Raw genomic sequence first — 16,935 nt, forward strand, 5'->3', positions numbered from 1 at the left:
CGCGTCTCTGCAAGAAACACTAAAAGCGTATAGCCAATTTCTGCATCAATCTCAGTACTTCTATATACAACCAAATTAGCGTTGCCAAAAGTCCCCAAGTTGCGATCCACTCTTTGTATTTTGGCGCTCTGTTCTTATAACGCTCTATATAATCAAAGTCTAACAACAAGGCAAATGAAGCTACTATGGCAGCTAAAATATTAAACACAATAGCAAACCAAGATGTTCCCCAGATATAGGTTTTTATCCCGAAAAAACTAAGTATCCAAGAAATTAAATACACAACCATTATACTAATTGTGGCGGTTATAATAACGCTTCGTAATTTTTTTGTTACTACAATAATCCTAAGCTGATATAGTATGAGCATTACAAAGAACGTAACAATGGTAACACCAATAGCCTGATATGGTAGCTCGGGAAAATTACGATGCGCATAAGACGAAAACCCACCCAAAAAGAAGCCCTTTGCTACAACGTAAAGTGGTACTAAAATGTGAGCCCAATGTTGTCTCACGGAAATTAAAATACTCATAACTATGGCTCCCAGCATGCCACCTAGGGTAAACCATCGCATGGGTGTGCCAGCTTCATTGAGCTTCCACAAATAGCCTGTAATGGCTGCAATAACAATAATGCCAAGCATGGATTTAAAAAAAATGCCAGCAACAGACATGGTTTTAGACGAAGACTTACCACCCTCCCAAAAATAACCATTAAATACAGGGTTTGAAGTCTTAAAATTCCTTAGACTCATTATTATAAGTTGAATTTATAGCCTATGGCAATATCTGTGGAAAAATTACCTTGGTTATCTAAAAATGCGGCAAATAATTCTCCATAAATTAATGTAATATAGCTGTTCTCACCAACCTTAATATCAGAACCTACTCCGAAAATAAAAGGGATGTCAAATGAAGTCTCATTGACGTCAACTTCCATGTCGCTTTCATTAATGAATGAAGCATTAGAAAGGTTCAGCGTTGCAAATTTTACTTGTCCATAGATTGAAAACGTTTCCGTATTAACAAATCTAAAACGGTAACCTAATGAAAATTCGGTGGTGCTGTAGGGAAAATCGTCACTATCAAACGTATGTCTTGCTTGTAAAAAGCCGGAATGTCTTGGCATATCATGGCCTTCTAAGACTTCTAATTCTGCACCAATCATTGGTGTTTTTTTATTTTCAGGATTACCAACAAAAGGATTATTGGTTATACCTCCAGAAAACCCCAGTCTAAACTGTGCTTTACTTTCGGTTGTACTCGATGTATAGTTTGGGTCTGCAGAGCTATTATAAGCATCAATATAAGCTCTTAGGCTGTAGAGTGTTAACTTAAGCTTGTCCTTGGACATTCCTGTGAGTTCGCTCAACGTTGATTTATACTCCTCTTTATAGTTGTTGTTTTCATCCCTTGTGTTCTTTAATTCGGTAATTGTACCATTTTCGGTACGCACAAAATAGCGATATTCACCATCGATAACATTCCACAGAAGGTCTAATTTACCATCAATATCAGTTTTTAGCTCAAGTGTCTCGCCATTGATGGTATAGGTTTCTTGGCTATGGTTTAGCTGAAACGCAAGACAAAGAATTAGGATTAACAGTGATTTTTTCATTTGTTGTATGACTTGGTTTTAGTAAAGCTACCAAAAATATATGAGATGTTATTATTTTTTGAATGTTCTGCCTTTCCAATGATAGGATTTAAACAAAGAGAGAATCACAATATAAACACTAAAAAAAGGATACAAGATACTTGAAAATAGGAACGATAACAGAAGGTTTTCTTGTTTAAAAAAGCGAGCTGTTTTAAACAACAACAAAAAGTCTATCCCTAATTTTATAACCAACAAGGAAACTGTTATTCTTCCGCTGATAAGGTTGAAGATTAACAACGGAAACAATGACAGACAAACTAAATTTGCCAAGAAAACAACGAGTCCTAATAGCTTAGAAAACCAATCGGGATTACGGCTGGTTTTAGAGGCCCAACGTAATCGCTGATTAATTAATTGCTGCAAGCTTGAAACAGGTTGCGTATGAACAATAGCTTTTGGGTTTTTTAAATAACAGACTTTTTTTGGATTATAGGTTTTAAGCTTTTCCAATAAAAAAATATCATCACCACTTGCAATTTTGATATTGCCTTCAAATCCTTTCAACTCTCTAAAAATAGATTTTTGATATGCAAAGTTGGCACCATTACATAGAAAAGGTTTCTGCAAACCGAAACCACCAATAGTAGCACCTTGAAGGCTTAAAAAATCTAGAGTTTGAAAACGGTTAAAAAAAGACGTTTGTCCATAATAGGTCACAGGTGCCACAATGCAATTGGGTTGTTTTGTTTGAATCAACTCATCAAAAGTATCTAACCAATATTCTGGCAAAACACAATCGGCATCTGAAGTAATAATCCATTCGTTGTTAGCAATTTCTATAGCTGAGGTAATCGCATCTTTTTTTGGTGAATTTGAAACGCGATTGTTCTGAATAATTTTTATGTTATCAGTTCGAGTGAAATCTTTTGTGTTGAGAAGGTTATTTATGATATCAGCCGATCCATCATCAGACTCATCATCAACAAAAATGACTTCAAACAAATCTTTAGGATAATTTAATTTAAAAATCGAATTCAACAATTTGGGTAAGTTCTCAGCTTCATTCCGAAATGGAATAACAATCGAAAATTTAGTCTTAGGTTTTAAATCCCGAAGTTGAAACTCTTCAACTTTATCAAAACCATAGGTCAGGCTTCCGATAACAATCAGATAAGCAATTATAATGACGATTATAATAGTTGCGATCATTCTTCGATTTTAGGCAGCTTAAAATTCAACACAAAATAACTGCCAAACAAACTCGGAATGGCAAAGTTCAATAACCACATTAAGGTAATAATTGACAATATAGTGAGCTCGTTGACTTGTACATATACAAACAGGAATACGGCGACACTTCCCTTTATAACAACATCAAAAATTGAAATTGAAGGTACAATGGACGCTAAAAAGTACATGCTAGTGATTAATACCATGGCTTTGGTATAATCGACTTCAACTCCAAAAATGGTAAGCAAATAGTAAAATTGAAATGAAAAAATTGAATAGCGAATCAGTGCAAAAAATAAATTAGTAACATGGACTTTAAAGGCGATATTTTTAATGTATTCTAAAATGCGCTCAATGGAATAACCTTTAATGCTAAATCGTTTATGTTTAATCCCAAAAACGGCGAAAAGACTTATGAGCAGTAAAATAACACCAAATCTGGCAACTCTATAATAGTCCACTTCAATTTGATAACGATTAGCAAAAATAATTAACCCAACAACACCAAAAATGGTTGTGATGGTCATTTGTGCCATATTACCCAAAAGATTCAATAAAACAATTCGTTTTCTAAATTGCTTTGCAAAGTAAGCTGCTTTAGCTCCATAATCACCGATGCGATTTGGTGTAATCAAAGAAGCAGTTAATCCTCCTAAACTTTGCTCTAAAGCATCTCTAAAAGAAATTTTCTTCACGGTCTTAACCAAATATTGCCATTTTACAATTTCAAAAAACCAGTTAAAAACGCTTAAAATGAGTAAAAAACTGATGTTTTTGGCTGAAAATGTGTCATTTTCCTTCAAAAAAGCTAAAAATTCATTGAATTGTAGATTTTCATTTTCAGCAAGTTTCGTGTAAATAAAATAAAAAGCGCCAACTACAATGCTTAACTTAATAAGTACAAAGAAGAATTGCTTAGTTTTGTAAGGCACGTTATAAAGCATGTTACAAATTAAACCAAAAACTTATAGATGCGGCAATATTTAAAACATTACATTTTCTTTTTTATCGTCTTTTTTGCGACTTTGAATGGATATGCACAACTTAAGGATACGTCTAAGTGGAAAGCGCTTTTTGCAGTAGGTTTTAACTATCCTACAACTGATGGGTTTGTTGATGGCACTTATGCACAATCTGTGAATTTCCCGACTGTGAATCTTGGTATTCAGCATATGTTTAAACGCACTTATGGAGTAAAGTTAGACTATGGATTTAACCGGTTTAAGAATGATGATGGCTCTCCAGAGTTTAAAATCAACTACTCCCGTATTAATGCGCAGTTTGTATTTGACCCTACTGAATATATCGGTTTTTTGCCAATGAGATTGCGTACTATTTTTCATGCAGGACCAGGTTTTAGCTTTGCAAAACCTTTAGGGAGTTTGGGAGACAACAAGCAGTCTTACCTTAATCTCTTAGTTGGTTTAGAAATACACTATGCTATTAACGAAAAGGTCTCTATTTATGTAGATACAGCTTATATATATGGTTTAACATCCTTAGATGATTATGGCCCAGCCCTAAGTGGATTGGGCGCGTTTAATGGCAGTGTGTTTAATATGACGGTTGGTTTGGCGGTTTCGTTAAGCGGTTGTCAATATTGTGATTGATTAAATGAGTAAAGAAAAAATAATATTAGGAATTGATCCAGGCACTACCATTATGGGTTTTGGACTTATAAAAGTAGTTGGAAAACAGATGCAGTTTATGCAACTCAATGAATTGCAGCTCAAAAAATATGACGACCATTACCTAAAACTCAAACTCATTTTTGAACGCACTGTAGAACTCATCGACACTTATCATCCAGATGAAATAGCCATTGAAGCTCCCTTCTTTGGTAAGAACGTACAAAGTATGTTGAAATTGGGAAGAGCACAAGGTGTGGCTATGGCAGCAGGTTTATCTAGAGAGGTTCCTATCACCGAATATTCACCAAAGAAAATTAAGATGGCGATCACAGGTAATGGTAATGCCAGTAAAGAGCAAGTCGCCAAAATGCTACAAAGTACATTAAACCTAAAATCACTTCCTAAAAACCTCGATTCAACCGATGGGTTGGCGGCAGCAGTTTGTCATTTTTACAACCAAGGTAGAGTGGAGGTTGGTAAGAGTTATACAGGTTGGGATGTTTTTGTTAAGCAGAATGAAAAACGTGTAGAAAAGCCCCTTAATCCCCAGAGGGGAAAGTGAAACTTGATGAAAAAAAAATTATCAAAGGGAATGAGTAAGAGTTCTTCCCCTCTGGAGAAGTTAGAAGGGGCTGCTGGCATCTACATCCACATACCATTCTGCAAACAAGCCTGCCATTATTGCGATTTTCATTTTTCTACATCTTTAAAGAAAAAGGACGAACTAATCGAAGCCCTAGCTAAAGAACTAGAACTTCGTAAAGATGAATTTAAAGATGTAACTGTAGAAACCATCTACTTCGGTGGTGGAACACCAAGTCTATTGACAAATGACGAATTACAACTTTTGATTGATTCGGTTTATAAAAATTATCAAGTTTCAGAAAACCCAGAGATCACCCTAGAAGCCAATCCAGACGACCTTTCAGTTCAGCGAATAGAAGAATTGGCGAATTCACCAATCAACAGATTGAGCATCGGCATCCAATCTTTCTTCGAATCCGATTTAAAACTTATGAATCGTGCGCACAACGAAGAAGAAGCAAAAAAATGCCTGTCTGTGGCGACGCGCTACTTCGATAATATTTCCCTCGATTTAATTTATGGTATTCCAGGTGCGTCGAACGAGCAATGGCAAAAAAATATTGAAATTGCTTTAGGCTATAATGTACCTCATATCTCGAGCTACGCCTTAACGGTTGAACCGAAAACGGCACTAGCATCATTTATAAATAAAGGTATTATTGAAGATGTGGATGATGAGCAAGCCCATGAGCAATTCCACATATTAAAAGATCGATTAGAAGAAGAGGGTTTTATTCATTATGAGTTGTCCAACTTTGGTAAGGAAGGTTATTTTAGTAAAAACAATTCGGCCTATTGGCAGGGAAAACCGTACATAGGTGTTGGTCCTTCAGCACATTCGTTTAATGGCACACAACGTGGATGGAACGTGAGAAACAATTCGAAATATATAAAAGCCATTCAACACAATGAATTGCCAATTGAGATAGAGACGCTCACTAAAACAGATCAATACAATGAATATATAATGACAGGTTTGCGCACCATTTGGGGAGTGTCTTTAACCAAAGTTGAACAAGATTTTGGGATGGTATATAAAGATTATCTAATTGAGCAAGCCAATGTTTTTATAAATCAACATTTATTGTATATTGATGATGAGCATTTACGTGTTACTGAAAAAGGACAATTTTTGAGTGATGGTATTGCTTCAGAATTATTTAAACTTAATTTATCTTGATAACTACAATTCAATACAATTCCAGAAAACTAAAAATAGATTTATCACAGCCCTTAGATATCTCTATACCAATAAAAGGCAGCAAATCCAATGTAAATGCTTGGTATATTGGTGAACCAAAAATAGAACCAGAAGTTTTTGATGGTGATACTATCAGTGTAGAAAAAGGAGCATCTGTTAATTTTAACACTATAACCTTTAATCCACATTCCCACGGAACCCATACAGAAACCGTTGGTCATATTACAAAAGAAAAATATTCAGTTAATAAGTACTTAAAACAGTTTTTCTTTTTGGCAGAAGTGGTTACTGTGGCACCAGAAAAGCTAGGTGATGATTATGTAATTTCGGCAAAGCAACTGCAATTTGCTTTAGGTAACAAAAAAAGAGAGGCCTTAGTGGTGCGCACTATGCCAAATACCAGAGACAAAAAATCAAGACAGTATTCCAATACCAATTGGACGTACTTTCAAGAAGATGCTATAAAACTGCTAGTAAAAAAAGGCATTAAGCACCTATTGATTGATTTACCAAGTGTAGATAGGGAAGAAGATGGTGGTGAACTAAAAGGGCATAACACATTTTGGAACACCAAAGGCAAAATTAGAAAAGACGCCACAATAACTGAGTTGATCTATGTATCTAATAAAATTGAAGACGGTATGTATATGCTCAATCTTCAAATTGCACCTTTTGAAAATGATGCCACACCAAGTAAACCGATTTTGTATAAGGTTATAGATTAACGCATTTGATTTGTCGTGCTGAACTTGTTTCAGTATCTAAACCCATGTGAACGTTTAGTATGTGACGGAACAGATTAAAAGTGTCCTATGAATAAAGAAACAACATAAATGGAAACATTTTTTATAATCATAATAAGCATACTGGTAACCTTGGGTTTGGTTACCATATACAAGCAATGGAAAACCAAAAAGAAGACCAATGAACAATCCATTGTGTTGTTAGACAAGATAAAACGTGTATGTAAATTTATTACGGTTGAAGGCGACTTTGCCGAGATTTATCATTACGAAGACGTAAAGGAGAAATTCTTAAAACTAATTTCTAGTCGAAAGAAGGCGTTGGTTGTTATTAATGCAAAGGCGCATGTTGGGTTCGATTTGAGTAAAATACAAATGGATTCCAACCCAAAATCAAAGACCGTAGTACTATCACATTTTCCACAGCCAGAAGTGTTGTCTATTGAAAGTGATATTAATTATTACGATAAGCGCGATGGTATGTTCAATAGGTTTGAAGCATCAGATTTAACTGATTTACACACCAAAGCTAAAGCACATATATTGGATAAGGTTCCTGAGAGTGGCTTATATAATATAGCAAAACAAGAAGCATTGGAGGCGATTCAGCTTATTGAAAATTTAGTTGAAACTATCGGTTGGACTTTAGATTATTCTGCTTTAAAAATTGAAGGAGAAGAGGATAAAAAGTTATTGAAATAAACATAGAGGTTTTGTCATTGCGAGGACGTAAGGACGTGGCAATCTCATTTTAAAAGCATTCCTATTAATTGAATATAGTTCCCGCTTTAACAGAAAGTAAGATGAACATAGAAGACTACAGAAATTATTGCATGAGCAAAAAAGAAGTCACAGAACACTTCCCTTTTGATGATGATGTGTTGGTGTTTAAGGTGTGCAATAAAATGTTTGCGTTGGCATCGCTTTCTAAATGGGAAAGAGGAGAAGGCTTTATTAATCTTAAATGTGATCCGGATTATGCGGAAGAATTGCGTACGGCATACAATAGTATAAAACCAGGTTACCACATGCACAAAAAATCATGGAACAGTGTTTATTTTCATACAGGAGAATTGACAACCAAATTTATTTTTGAGCTCATTGACCATTCTTATGATATGATCGTAAAAGGATTACCCAAAAAAGTAAGGGAAACCTTGAAATAATTCTACATTTGCTTCAAACAATTATATATGTCCTTGGAAAAAGAACTTCAACAGCGCAGTAACAATCAATGCGAACTCTGTGGTAATTCAGAAAACCTTTCAACTTACACAGTTCCAGACATTAAAGAAAATGGATTAAACACCTCGCTTTACGCCTGTAAAACCTGTATTGAACAGATGGACGATTCTGAAAAGATTGATCCTAACCATTGGCGCTGTCTTAACGATAGTATGTGGAGTGAGCATGATGCCGTTAAGATTATGGCTTGGAGAATGCTTAACAGAATTGAAGCCGATTGGTCACACGATTTATTAAGTATGATGTATTTGGAAGATGAGACCCTTGAATTGGCAAAGGCATCGGGAGACGGTGAAGAGGATGAAAATAAAATCACCCACAGAGATGTTAATGGTATTATTTTGGAAACTGGTGATTCCGTAGTGCTGATCAAAGATCTTAAAGTAAAAGGCTCGAGCATGATAGCTAAGCAAGGCACGGCGGTGAGAAACATTAGATTAGACCACGACAATGAGGCGTATATTGAAGGTAAGGTCGATGGCCAGCAGATTGTGATTATTACAGAATACGTTAAAAAGATTTAATCCGAGTCTTTTTTGTTGAAGAAACTAAAACTAAGGGGAATCATAAAAACAAGAAACAAGTATTTACCGGTTACAAGACCATAAATGGTTATTGCGGCTAATATGGCCATTAGGATAAGTTTGTAACTGTATTTCATGCTTTAAAATTAATTATAAGGATTCAATTTTGTAAAAAATCAAAAATGTTAGAGATTAGGCCAACCTGCGAAAACTGTAATAAAGCATTACCAAATAACTCTAACGAAGCCATGATTTGTACGTTTGAATGTACTTATTGCACAGATTGTGTAGCACTTTTAATAGAAGTGTGTCCTAATTGTGGTGGTGGTTTTGAAAAACGACCGATAAGACCTACACATTTATTAAATAAATATCCAGTTTCAACTATACAAGTGTACAAGCCTGTAAATATAGAGGCGCATGTCAAAAAACTAAATTCTAAGTAGTTAATTTCTTACATTATATCTGTTTGCAAATGTGTTGTTTATCGAAAAAATAAACAGCCAATTTCAAATTAACTAGTCAATATTACCATTTATCGATTTTCTAATTAACTAAGGATTATATATCGGATATTGAGGCATCCCTTTGAATTAATAGCACCAAATTTACAGATTAATAGCCCTAAATTATTATTGATGAACTAATATTATTTATTATGGACTTACAGATTACCAACTACAACAATCGCTTTCAGATTAAAGGAACCTTAAACAAGTTGAACTTAAAAACATTTCACGCACATTTCTCTAATATTTTTGACAAGCTAGATGATGTTTTGTTAGATATTGAAAGTGTTGAAAGCATTGACAGGGCAGGTGTAATGGCTTTGGCAAGATTACACAATGAATCGATAACAAAATCAAAACGATTATCTATAGTCGGTTTGGGCTGCAAAGACTTATACGACCACTTTAAAAGTCAAGAAGAAACTACTGTAGCTGCATAAGCAGTTTTAGATAAAGATTTAAAATAAAGTGTTTCCGACTAGTGTTTTTCGTGACAGATTAATGCTCTTGGAAACACTTTTCTTTTAGAGACTTTTAGCAAGACATATCAGCAACAATTTTCCATTCGCCTGCAATCTTTTTAAAGATAATGATAAAGACTCCATTGGCATCACCAATGTCCCGTTTTAAGTGATATTCTCCCATTACCCAATAATTGTCACCTTCAATTTTAGAAATATCATTGATAACGAACTTTAACCTACCACTTTCTGCTTTTGTTGGGTACGCTTTTTTATATCTAGCTAATGTGTTATCCCAACCTAATGTAAGTCCATTAGATCCATAAAATTTTAACTCTTCACTTTTCCAATAGCCTTGCATAAAACTCTCTAGATCATGATTGTTCCAAGCACTTTCTTGAGCTTGCATGACTAAACGAATACCAGCTTCTGCATCAACCACACTAGTGGATGGTAAATTATTTTTTTCTGTGTTAACATCAGCCTTTACGCTAATACAACTAACAAATAATAATGATAAAACTAAGGCATAGACAAATCTCATAAGGTTGAATTTTTTAATTATTATATAAAAGTAATAACTAATTATAATATTCTAAGAGATTTCTTAAATAGTGGTGATTGCACTTATCGAACTCAAAGCACCCCTTTCTGTTTCTTTAAAAACGCATCTGCTTGGTGCTGCATCAATTCGCGTGCTTTTTCACGCTTGTAGTTCATTACTTCTTCCTCGTCGGCAATTTCTGTGTAAACTCTGTTATTGATTTCGTTGTCGGTAGCTACCAGTAATTTGCGTTCGGCAACCTGTTGATTTACCCAAGATTTTACTACCGTTTCCTGGTCTTCTAACTTAAAGTCATATTCACCTTTTGGAGATAATAGTTTTGCAATTATAGGAGAGGTCTCTATAGCCAAAAACAAAAGAAATATAAAAAATGAAGGCAACCAAGGCAGTACTCCCAAAGCATTAACACGTGCCATTAAGCCATCAAAATTATCGATCACAGGTTGCGATTCTGCAACATTGGCTTTATAATCTCCCTGCAAGGCTATGATATCATTTTCTATAGCCTCTATCTTTGCGTTGTTATCTGTCTTAAGTTGTTGTAATTCTGCTAAAGCAGCATCATGTTTTTCACGTTTTTCTTTATAGACAGGGCCTTTGCCTAATTTCATGGTTCCTGATGTGCCTTCGGCTTCTGTAATATAAGTGTCGTAAAGCGCATTGACTTCTGTTTCTTTGGTGTCAATCTGCGATTGTAAACCTATAATCTGATTTTCTAAATCCGCAATTTTAGGATTAAACTGTTGAGCAATCTGATTTTGATTGGCTAAGGTTAAATCATTCTTCTGCTCCAATAGAACTTGATTGATTTCCTTTTCAAAAATCTTTAGTTCTAATGGTTTTGAAATAACAATAGCGATAATTACTGCCAAGAAAATCCGTGGAGTGGCTTGAAGGATTTCGTCCAAAACATTGTCGCGTTTCTTTATTGTTGAGACAATATAACGATCTAGGTTAAAAATGAGCAAACCCCAAATAATTCCGAAGAAAACGGAGGTGTATAAGTTGTCAAAAACGTTGTAAAGCGCGTAGCTCGATGCGATTGTGGCCATTAGAGCCGTAAAGAAAACTGTAGCGCCAATACCAGCGTATTTATTTTGTTCGCCAATGGAACATTCGTCTAGAATATCCGTATCGGCTCCCGAACATAAAATGAAGAATTGTTTTAACATGATTGATTGTTTTTTGATTGATTGACTATTAGAACGCTAAAACCTATGATTTGTTACACTATATATCAAAAAAAGCCTCGATAATCGAGGCTTTTTTAAGATTTTATAATTATTAGTCTTTGACTTTTATTGCTTTTCCATAATATAAACTAATGGCCGACCATCTTTAGATTTTTCTGTAGCTTTAATATTAAACATTTTTTTTGTCTTCATGAGTTTAATTGCCTGATCTGAAGAAATGGATTTTCCCTCACTAAAGAATATTGCATCAGCTTTTGCCATTCTTATTACAAACTCTAAAGGTGATTCTGGTGCTGGCGGAGGAGGAGGTGGTGGAATGTCCTCACCTCCTTTTCTAACCTTTGTTGGTTCTGGCGCTGGTGGTGGAGGCGGAGGAGGTGGCGGAATATTTGGCCATGGTTCGGCATTCTCACGTTGCGCTTCAGTCATTAGGTTACTGTAAATATTATAGTATTTATCGTATTCCTTTTTCTTGATTATAGGGTATTCTTTTATTTTGGTATTGGTTGCTTCAGCTTTTTTAATGGCAGCATTCATTTTTTTTGCCCATGCATCGTATTCTGCAATTTCAATTACTGTAGGTCTTTCTTGTTCTACTGGTGGAGGTGGTAGTGGAGGCGGAAAACTTGGCCATGGCTCTGCTACTTTTTTCTGAGCTTCTGTCATAATATTGTAAATAGCTTTGTATTTATTGACCTCTTTTACCTTTACAATAGGATATGCGTTTACGTCATTATTGGCTTTAGCTTTAGCCATGGCAGTATTTATTTTTTTTGCCCAAGCGTTATAAGCTGCAATTTGTTTTTGTGTGGCTTTTTGTTGTTCGCTATCTTTTACATCAAGACCTGGAAAAGGATACTCAAGAGCTTGTTTTTTCTGTTGAGCTGACATTCTTTTATAGATCTTTGAGAATTTAATTAAGTCTTGTTCGTCAATAGGAGGATACCATGTAGCATCTTCTGAAAGTGCTTTACTTTCACTATGTATTTTCTTAGCCCAAGCATTGTATTTTTCTATTTCTGTTTTTGTGACTACTTGTTGAGTCTCAATTTCATCTACTCTAGCACTGCTTAGTTCAGATGTTTTTTCAACATACTCCCTTTCAGCAAAACTGTAAAAAAGAATAGCAATAATAGGGAGCAATAATAAGCTGCTCAACCAAATTCTGGTTTTTGATGTTTGTGTTTTCATAACTGTAAATCGTTTTTTGATGGATGAATAATTGATGGCACTCGCCAGCTGATGCTCTTGAGTACTTGATGAAAATTGTAGTAATATGTTTTGATACGTTTTGGTATCTGAACCTTCTTGTAAAACGGCATCGTCAGCCAAAAATTCGTGATTAAGCTTTACATGGTGTTTCAGTACATAAATTAAAGGGTGAAACCAAAACACAATTTGAAGCAGTTCAATAAGTATAATATCTAAACTGTGCCATTGCTTGGCATGGGTTTCTTCGTGCAGTAAAACCTCTTTCGGTATATCGTTGTTTTCAAACTTTGATTTATTCAAAAAGATGTACTTAAAAAAGGAATGTGGTATACGATAGTTTTTCAACAACACATATATAAATGAACGTTGAGGTATACGCTCATTCTTGGAGATTAGACGATACAATTTTGTAAGGTTAACCACAAACCGAACGGTAAATAGTAGCGCACCAATACCATAGATAAGCCATAATACGGTTTCTAAGGTCATAAACGTTCTTTCCTCAATTTGTACTTCTGCAAGACCTGATTCTATTGGGATATACATTGGCGATGAATCAAAATCTTGAACTATCGGCTCTACATAATGTGTTATAGTCAATAGTGGTATGATTAAAGCTGCGGCAAAGCAACCTAGTAGATAAAAGCGTTTAAAATGGTGCATTTTTTGACGCTCTAACATCAAAATATAGATGAGCCAAAAAGCCAACAAACAAGCCGAAAATTTTAATAGGTACGTATCCATAGCTACTTGTTTTTAATTTCTTGGTCTATAATAGACTTTAATTCTTCTAACTCTTCTTTAGTTAAGTCTGTTTTTCTTGTAAAAAACGATGCAAACTGAGTAGCACTATCATTAAAGAATGTTTTTATGAGCCCATTAACATGTTTGGAAAAGTAATCTTCTTTTTTAACCAAAGGAAAATACTCTCGCGACTTTCCGTAGGTTTTATAATCTACAAAACCCTTGCCGATCATACGTTTTAATAAAGTGGCAACTGTAGTGGTTGCTGGTTTGGGCTCAGGATAGATATCCAACAAATCTTTCATAAAAGCTTTTTCTAGCTTCCAGAGATATTGCATTAACTGTTCTTCGGTTTTTGAGAGTTGCATGTTCTACAATGTTAGAATTAACTCTACAAATGTAGAATAAAATAATGATTTACAAAAGATTTTATTAAAAATATTTTTGACAGCCCTAAAGTTCCCTCAAGGAGACAATTCTCAAAACAAGCTCTGTTATTAGTGTCCCCTTGAGGGGACTTTAGGGGTGTATTGACCTTGATAAAGCTTAGAGTTTTAAAAATAGATTATAATTCTAAATAATTATCTTTACGAAAAATGAAAAAGAAAATATAAAGTGATGAAGAGCGTATTTCTTTCTATGATATTTGGTTTTACGGTTTTGGGTGTCTCTTATGGACAATCTGTAGAAGATTTAATGAATCAGGTCAGCACTATAAACTTAGAAACTAAAGTCGCGGTGCTATCTGGCGAACAATCTGCCAATATTGATGGTACAACGCAGACCATTACCAGCCGAGTACACAGCAATAACGATTTAGCTGCAGAATACATAAAAGAACAGTTAGAGGCTTTACCTAATCTCACGGTGAACTATCAGAACTTTAATACTACTGGGAAAAATATTATTGCCACACAATTGGGACAGACTAATCCTGATGATATTTACATCGTTTGTGCACATTATGATTCGGTGACGGCCTATTGTGCAGATGACAATGCTACTGGTGTTTCTGCTGTTATTGAAATCGCAAGAATTTTATCCACACAATGTACAGATAGTACCATTATTTATGCACTTTGGGACGAGGAAGAAATAGGTTTACGAGGAGCCAATTATTATGCACAACAAGCTGCTGACGACACCAACGGAAACACAAGAGATAACATACTTGCGGTTGTAAATATGGATATGATTGGGTACGATGGTGATGCTCCAGGAACCGCAGGCGATAATGATTTTGATATTGATGTGCGAAACATTGCGAATTCCATTGCCATTAAAGATGATTTAATAAGTATTCTCAGTACCTACACTTTTGATTTGAATGAAATAGTCGTTAACCCAGGAACAACGGCAAGTGATCACTCACGTTTTTGGAATGAAGGGTATTCTGCGGTTTTGGTTGGGGAATCTTGGGAAACCGACGATGAAACACCAGATTATCATACATCAAATGATAGAGTAGAGGATATTGATTTTCAGTATATGACAGAACTGACCAAATTAGTTACAGCTTATTTGGCCACAAAATCTGGATTGATTAACCTTGATAATACAGTAACACAATCAGCAACAGAATTGACAGCCAACCAATCTACAGGCTCATATCAATGGTTTAATTGTGATACTGGTGCTGCAATATCAGGAGAAACCAGTCAAACATTTACACCGACAACCACTGGAAATTATGCTGTTGAAGTCAGTAATGGTAGTTGTTCGGAAATGAGTTTGTGCATTAGTTTTTCGGTTTTATCCACAGAAGAATTTTCACCCAATGAAATCAAGATATTCCCAAATCCGGTAACTTCAAAACTGAATATTGAAAACTTTACAGGCTCAGAGTTAAAGATAACCATCAATGATATTTCAGGTAAAGTCGTTAGAACACAAGTCTCACAAAAAGAGCTCACAGTGATTGAACTCAATACAATGGCAACTGGTGTTTATTTTGTTAGTATAAACTCAGATACTAAATCTTCAACTTATAAAATTGTAAAGGAGTAATCCTTACTTTTTCAACTCAGTAAAATACTTATAGAACCAAGGAATGGTTTCTATGCCTTTTAGGTAATTCCAAATTCCGAAATGTTCGTTTGGTGAATGAATAGCGTCGCTATCTAAACCAAAGCCCATTAAAATGGTTTTGCTCTTCAATTCTTGCTCAAAAAGGGATACAATAGGAATACTTCCACCGCTACGTTGAGGTATAGGTGCTTTTCCAAAGGTCTGTTCATAAGCTTTTGATGCGGCTTGGTAACCAATACTATCAATTGGAGTCACGTAGCCTTGCCCACCATGATGCGGAGTTACTTTTACTTTAACGCCTTTTGGCGCTATGCTTTCAAAATGTGATTTGAACAATTCAGTAATCTCTTCCCAATCTTGATGTGGTACTAATCGCATGGAAATTTTTGCGTAAGCTTTACTCGCAATTACGGTTTTGGCTCCTTCACCAGTATAGCCTCCCCAAATGCCGTTGACGTCTAATGTTGGTCTAATTGAATTACGTTCATTGGTTGTGTAGCCTTCTTCACCATAAACAGCATCAATATCCAAAGCTTTTTTATAAGCCTCTAATGAGAAAGGAGCTTTCGCCATTTCGGCACGTTCAGCATTAGAAAGGTTTTCGACTTTATCATAAAACCCAGGAATTGTAATATGATTGTTTTCATCATGTAAAGATGCAATCATTTTAGCCAAGACATTAATAGGATTTGCTACTGCACCTCCGTACAATCCCGAATGTAAATCACGATTCGGACCCGTTACTTCAACTTCAACATAACTAAGTCCTCTTAAGCCAGTTGTAATGGAAGGTACGTCTTTGGCTATCATACCTGTGTCAGAAATTAAAATGACATCATTTTTAAGTTTTTCTCTGTTGTTAGCGACAAAAACACCTAGATTTTCACTGCCAACTTCTTCCTCACCCTCAATCATAAATTTAACGTTGCATGGCAGTTCGTTGTTTTTGGTCATGTATTCCAATGCTTTTACATGCATATACATTTGTCCTTTGTCATCGCAAGCTCCTCTTGCGAAAATGGCACCTTCAGGATGTAATTCCGTTTTTTGAATAATTGGATCAAAAGGTGGTGAATTCCATAAATCTAATGGATCTGGTGGTTGTACATCGTAATGACCGTAAACCAAAACAGTTGGCAGGTTTTTATCAATAATTTTTTCACCATAAACAATTGGGTAGCCTTCAGTTTCACAGATTTCCACATGGTCACAACCAGCATTTTCTAAACTTTCTTTAATGGCATCGGCTGTGTTTAGAACATCTTTCTTATAGGCTGAATCAGCACTAATGGATGGTATTTTTAGAAGTTCTATAAGTTCGTCTATGAATCGTTGTTTATGTTCTTTGATGTAAGAATCTATATTTTGCATAATAATTGTTTGGTTTCAAACAAAAATAACAAAAACAAAACCGAAAATATTCTAGTTTAAATGCTATTTGAATATTGAAAGTATTGTTTAT

At 35.1% G+C, this 16,935-nt stretch carries 19 protein-coding genes; 10 read left to right on the top strand and 9 right to left on the bottom strand.

Annotated features, from left to right (window positions below; all coding sequences use genetic code 11):
- Window positions 1-19: 19 nt before the first annotated feature.
- From F1003_RS05355 to F1003_RS05370, 4 genes are read right to left on the bottom strand one after another with little or no spacing between them, the layout of a single operon-like run.
- Window positions 20-757 carry a Bax inhibitor-1/YccA family protein gene (locus F1003_RS05355; protein WP_155088188.1) on the bottom strand — a complete coding sequence of 246 codons (738 nt, stop codon included), beginning with the start codon at window positions 755-757 and terminating at the stop codon, window positions 20-22.
- Window positions 758-759: 2 nt separating this feature from the next.
- Entirely contained in the window at window positions 760-1,620 is an 861-nt protein-coding gene (locus F1003_RS05360; protein ID WP_155088189.1) for a hypothetical protein, read from the bottom strand.
- A gap of 51 nt (window positions 1,621-1,671) precedes the next feature.
- Complete coding sequence (locus F1003_RS05365) at window positions 1,672-2,811, bottom strand: glycosyltransferase family 2 protein (protein WP_155088190.1); 1,140 nt, start codon at window positions 2,809-2,811, stop codon at window positions 1,672-1,674.
- Complete coding sequence (locus F1003_RS05370) at window positions 2,808-3,776, bottom strand: lysylphosphatidylglycerol synthase domain-containing protein (RefSeq protein WP_155088191.1); 969 nt, start codon at window positions 3,774-3,776, stop codon at window positions 2,808-2,810. The genes F1003_RS05365 and F1003_RS05370 overlap by 4 nt, the downstream gene beginning before the upstream one ends.
- A gap of 27 nt (window positions 3,777-3,803) precedes the next feature.
- Between F1003_RS05370 and F1003_RS05375 the strand changes: the two genes are divergently transcribed.
- The 9 genes from F1003_RS05375 to F1003_RS05415 all read left to right on the top strand — a co-directional run bounded on the left by F1003_RS05375 (window position 3,804) and on the right by F1003_RS05415 (window position 9,710).
- Window positions 3,804-4,442 carry a cell envelope biogenesis protein OmpA gene (locus F1003_RS05375; protein WP_155088192.1) on the top strand — a complete coding sequence of 213 codons (639 nt, stop codon included), beginning with the start codon at window positions 3,804-3,806 and terminating at the stop codon, window positions 4,440-4,442.
- Between the two features lie 4 nt (window positions 4,443-4,446).
- A complete protein-coding gene (gene ruvC, locus F1003_RS05380) occupies window positions 4,447-5,025 on the top strand; it encodes a crossover junction endodeoxyribonuclease RuvC (protein WP_155088193.1) in 579 nt (192 codons plus the stop codon).
- Window positions 5,026-5,055: 30 nt separating this feature from the next.
- Window positions 5,056-6,228, top strand: coding sequence for a radical SAM family heme chaperone HemW (gene hemW / locus F1003_RS05385; protein WP_155088616.1), 1,173 nt, complete (start codon window positions 5,056-5,058; stop codon window positions 6,226-6,228).
- Window positions 6,225-6,974 (top strand): cyclase family protein, encoded by a 750-nt coding sequence (locus F1003_RS05390; RefSeq protein ID WP_155088194.1) that lies wholly within the window; start codon window positions 6,225-6,227, stop codon window positions 6,972-6,974. Before hemW ends, F1003_RS05390 begins: the two co-directional genes overlap by 4 nt.
- A 108-nt stretch (window positions 6,975-7,082) precedes the next feature.
- Window positions 7,083-7,694: a DUF4230 domain-containing protein gene (locus F1003_RS05395; protein ID WP_155088195.1), complete on the top strand. Its 612-nt coding sequence runs from the start codon at window positions 7,083-7,085 to the stop codon at window positions 7,692-7,694.
- Between the two features lie 101 nt (window positions 7,695-7,795).
- On the top strand, window positions 7,796-8,158 hold the full coding sequence (locus tag F1003_RS05400) for an MmcQ/YjbR family DNA-binding protein (RefSeq protein ID WP_155088196.1): 363 nt from the start codon (window positions 7,796-7,798) through the stop codon (window positions 8,156-8,158).
- Between the two features lie 27 nt (window positions 8,159-8,185).
- Entirely contained in the window at window positions 8,186-8,761 is a 576-nt protein-coding gene (locus tag F1003_RS05405; protein WP_155088197.1) for a PhnA domain-containing protein, read from the top strand.
- Window positions 8,762-8,943: 182 nt separating this feature from the next.
- Window positions 8,944-9,207: a DUF1272 domain-containing protein gene (locus tag F1003_RS05410; protein WP_155088198.1), complete on the top strand. Its 264-nt coding sequence runs from the start codon at window positions 8,944-8,946 to the stop codon at window positions 9,205-9,207.
- A 212-nt stretch (window positions 9,208-9,419) separates the two neighbouring features.
- On the top strand, window positions 9,420-9,710 hold the full coding sequence (locus F1003_RS05415) for an STAS domain-containing protein (protein WP_155088199.1): 291 nt from the start codon (window positions 9,420-9,422) through the stop codon (window positions 9,708-9,710).
- 94 nt (window positions 9,711-9,804) lie between these two features.
- On the opposite strand, the gene F1003_RS05420 is transcribed toward F1003_RS05415, so the two are convergent.
- The 4 genes from F1003_RS05420 to F1003_RS05435 all read right to left on the bottom strand — a co-directional run bounded on the left by F1003_RS05420 (window position 9,805) and on the right by F1003_RS05435 (window position 13,813).
- Complete coding sequence (locus F1003_RS05420; protein ID WP_155088200.1) at window positions 9,805-10,275, bottom strand: YybH family protein; 471 nt, start codon at window positions 10,273-10,275, stop codon at window positions 9,805-9,807.
- A gap of 92 nt (window positions 10,276-10,367) precedes the next feature.
- Complete coding sequence (locus tag F1003_RS05425) at window positions 10,368-11,468, bottom strand: DUF4407 domain-containing protein (RefSeq protein WP_155088201.1); 1,101 nt, start codon at window positions 11,466-11,468, stop codon at window positions 10,368-10,370.
- Between the two features lie 126 nt (window positions 11,469-11,594).
- Entirely contained in the window at window positions 11,595-13,445 is a 1,851-nt protein-coding gene (locus F1003_RS05430; protein WP_155088202.1) for a M56 family metallopeptidase, read from the bottom strand.
- A gap of 2 nt (window positions 13,446-13,447) precedes the next feature.
- Window positions 13,448-13,813: a BlaI/MecI/CopY family transcriptional regulator gene (locus F1003_RS05435; protein WP_155088203.1), complete on the bottom strand. Its 366-nt coding sequence runs from the start codon at window positions 13,811-13,813 to the stop codon at window positions 13,448-13,450.
- Between the two features lie 250 nt (window positions 13,814-14,063).
- Between F1003_RS05435 and F1003_RS05440 the strand changes: the two genes are divergently transcribed.
- Window positions 14,064-15,452, top strand: a complete 1,389-nt coding sequence (locus tag F1003_RS05440; RefSeq protein WP_155088204.1) for a M28 family peptidase — start codon at window positions 14,064-14,066, stop codon at window positions 15,450-15,452.
- Between the two features lie 3 nt (window positions 15,453-15,455).
- Here the strand turns inward: F1003_RS05440 and F1003_RS05445 are convergent, their stop codons facing one another.
- Window positions 15,456-16,844: a dipeptidase gene (locus F1003_RS05445; protein ID WP_155088205.1), complete on the bottom strand. Its 1,389-nt coding sequence runs from the start codon at window positions 16,842-16,844 to the stop codon at window positions 15,456-15,458.
- Window positions 16,845-16,935 lie beyond the last annotated feature (91 nt).

The sequence above is a fragment of the Winogradskyella ouciana genome, from assembly GCF_009709615.1.
GTDB classification, from domain to species: Bacteria; Bacteroidota; Bacteroidia; order Flavobacteriales; family Flavobacteriaceae; genus Winogradskyella; species Winogradskyella ouciana.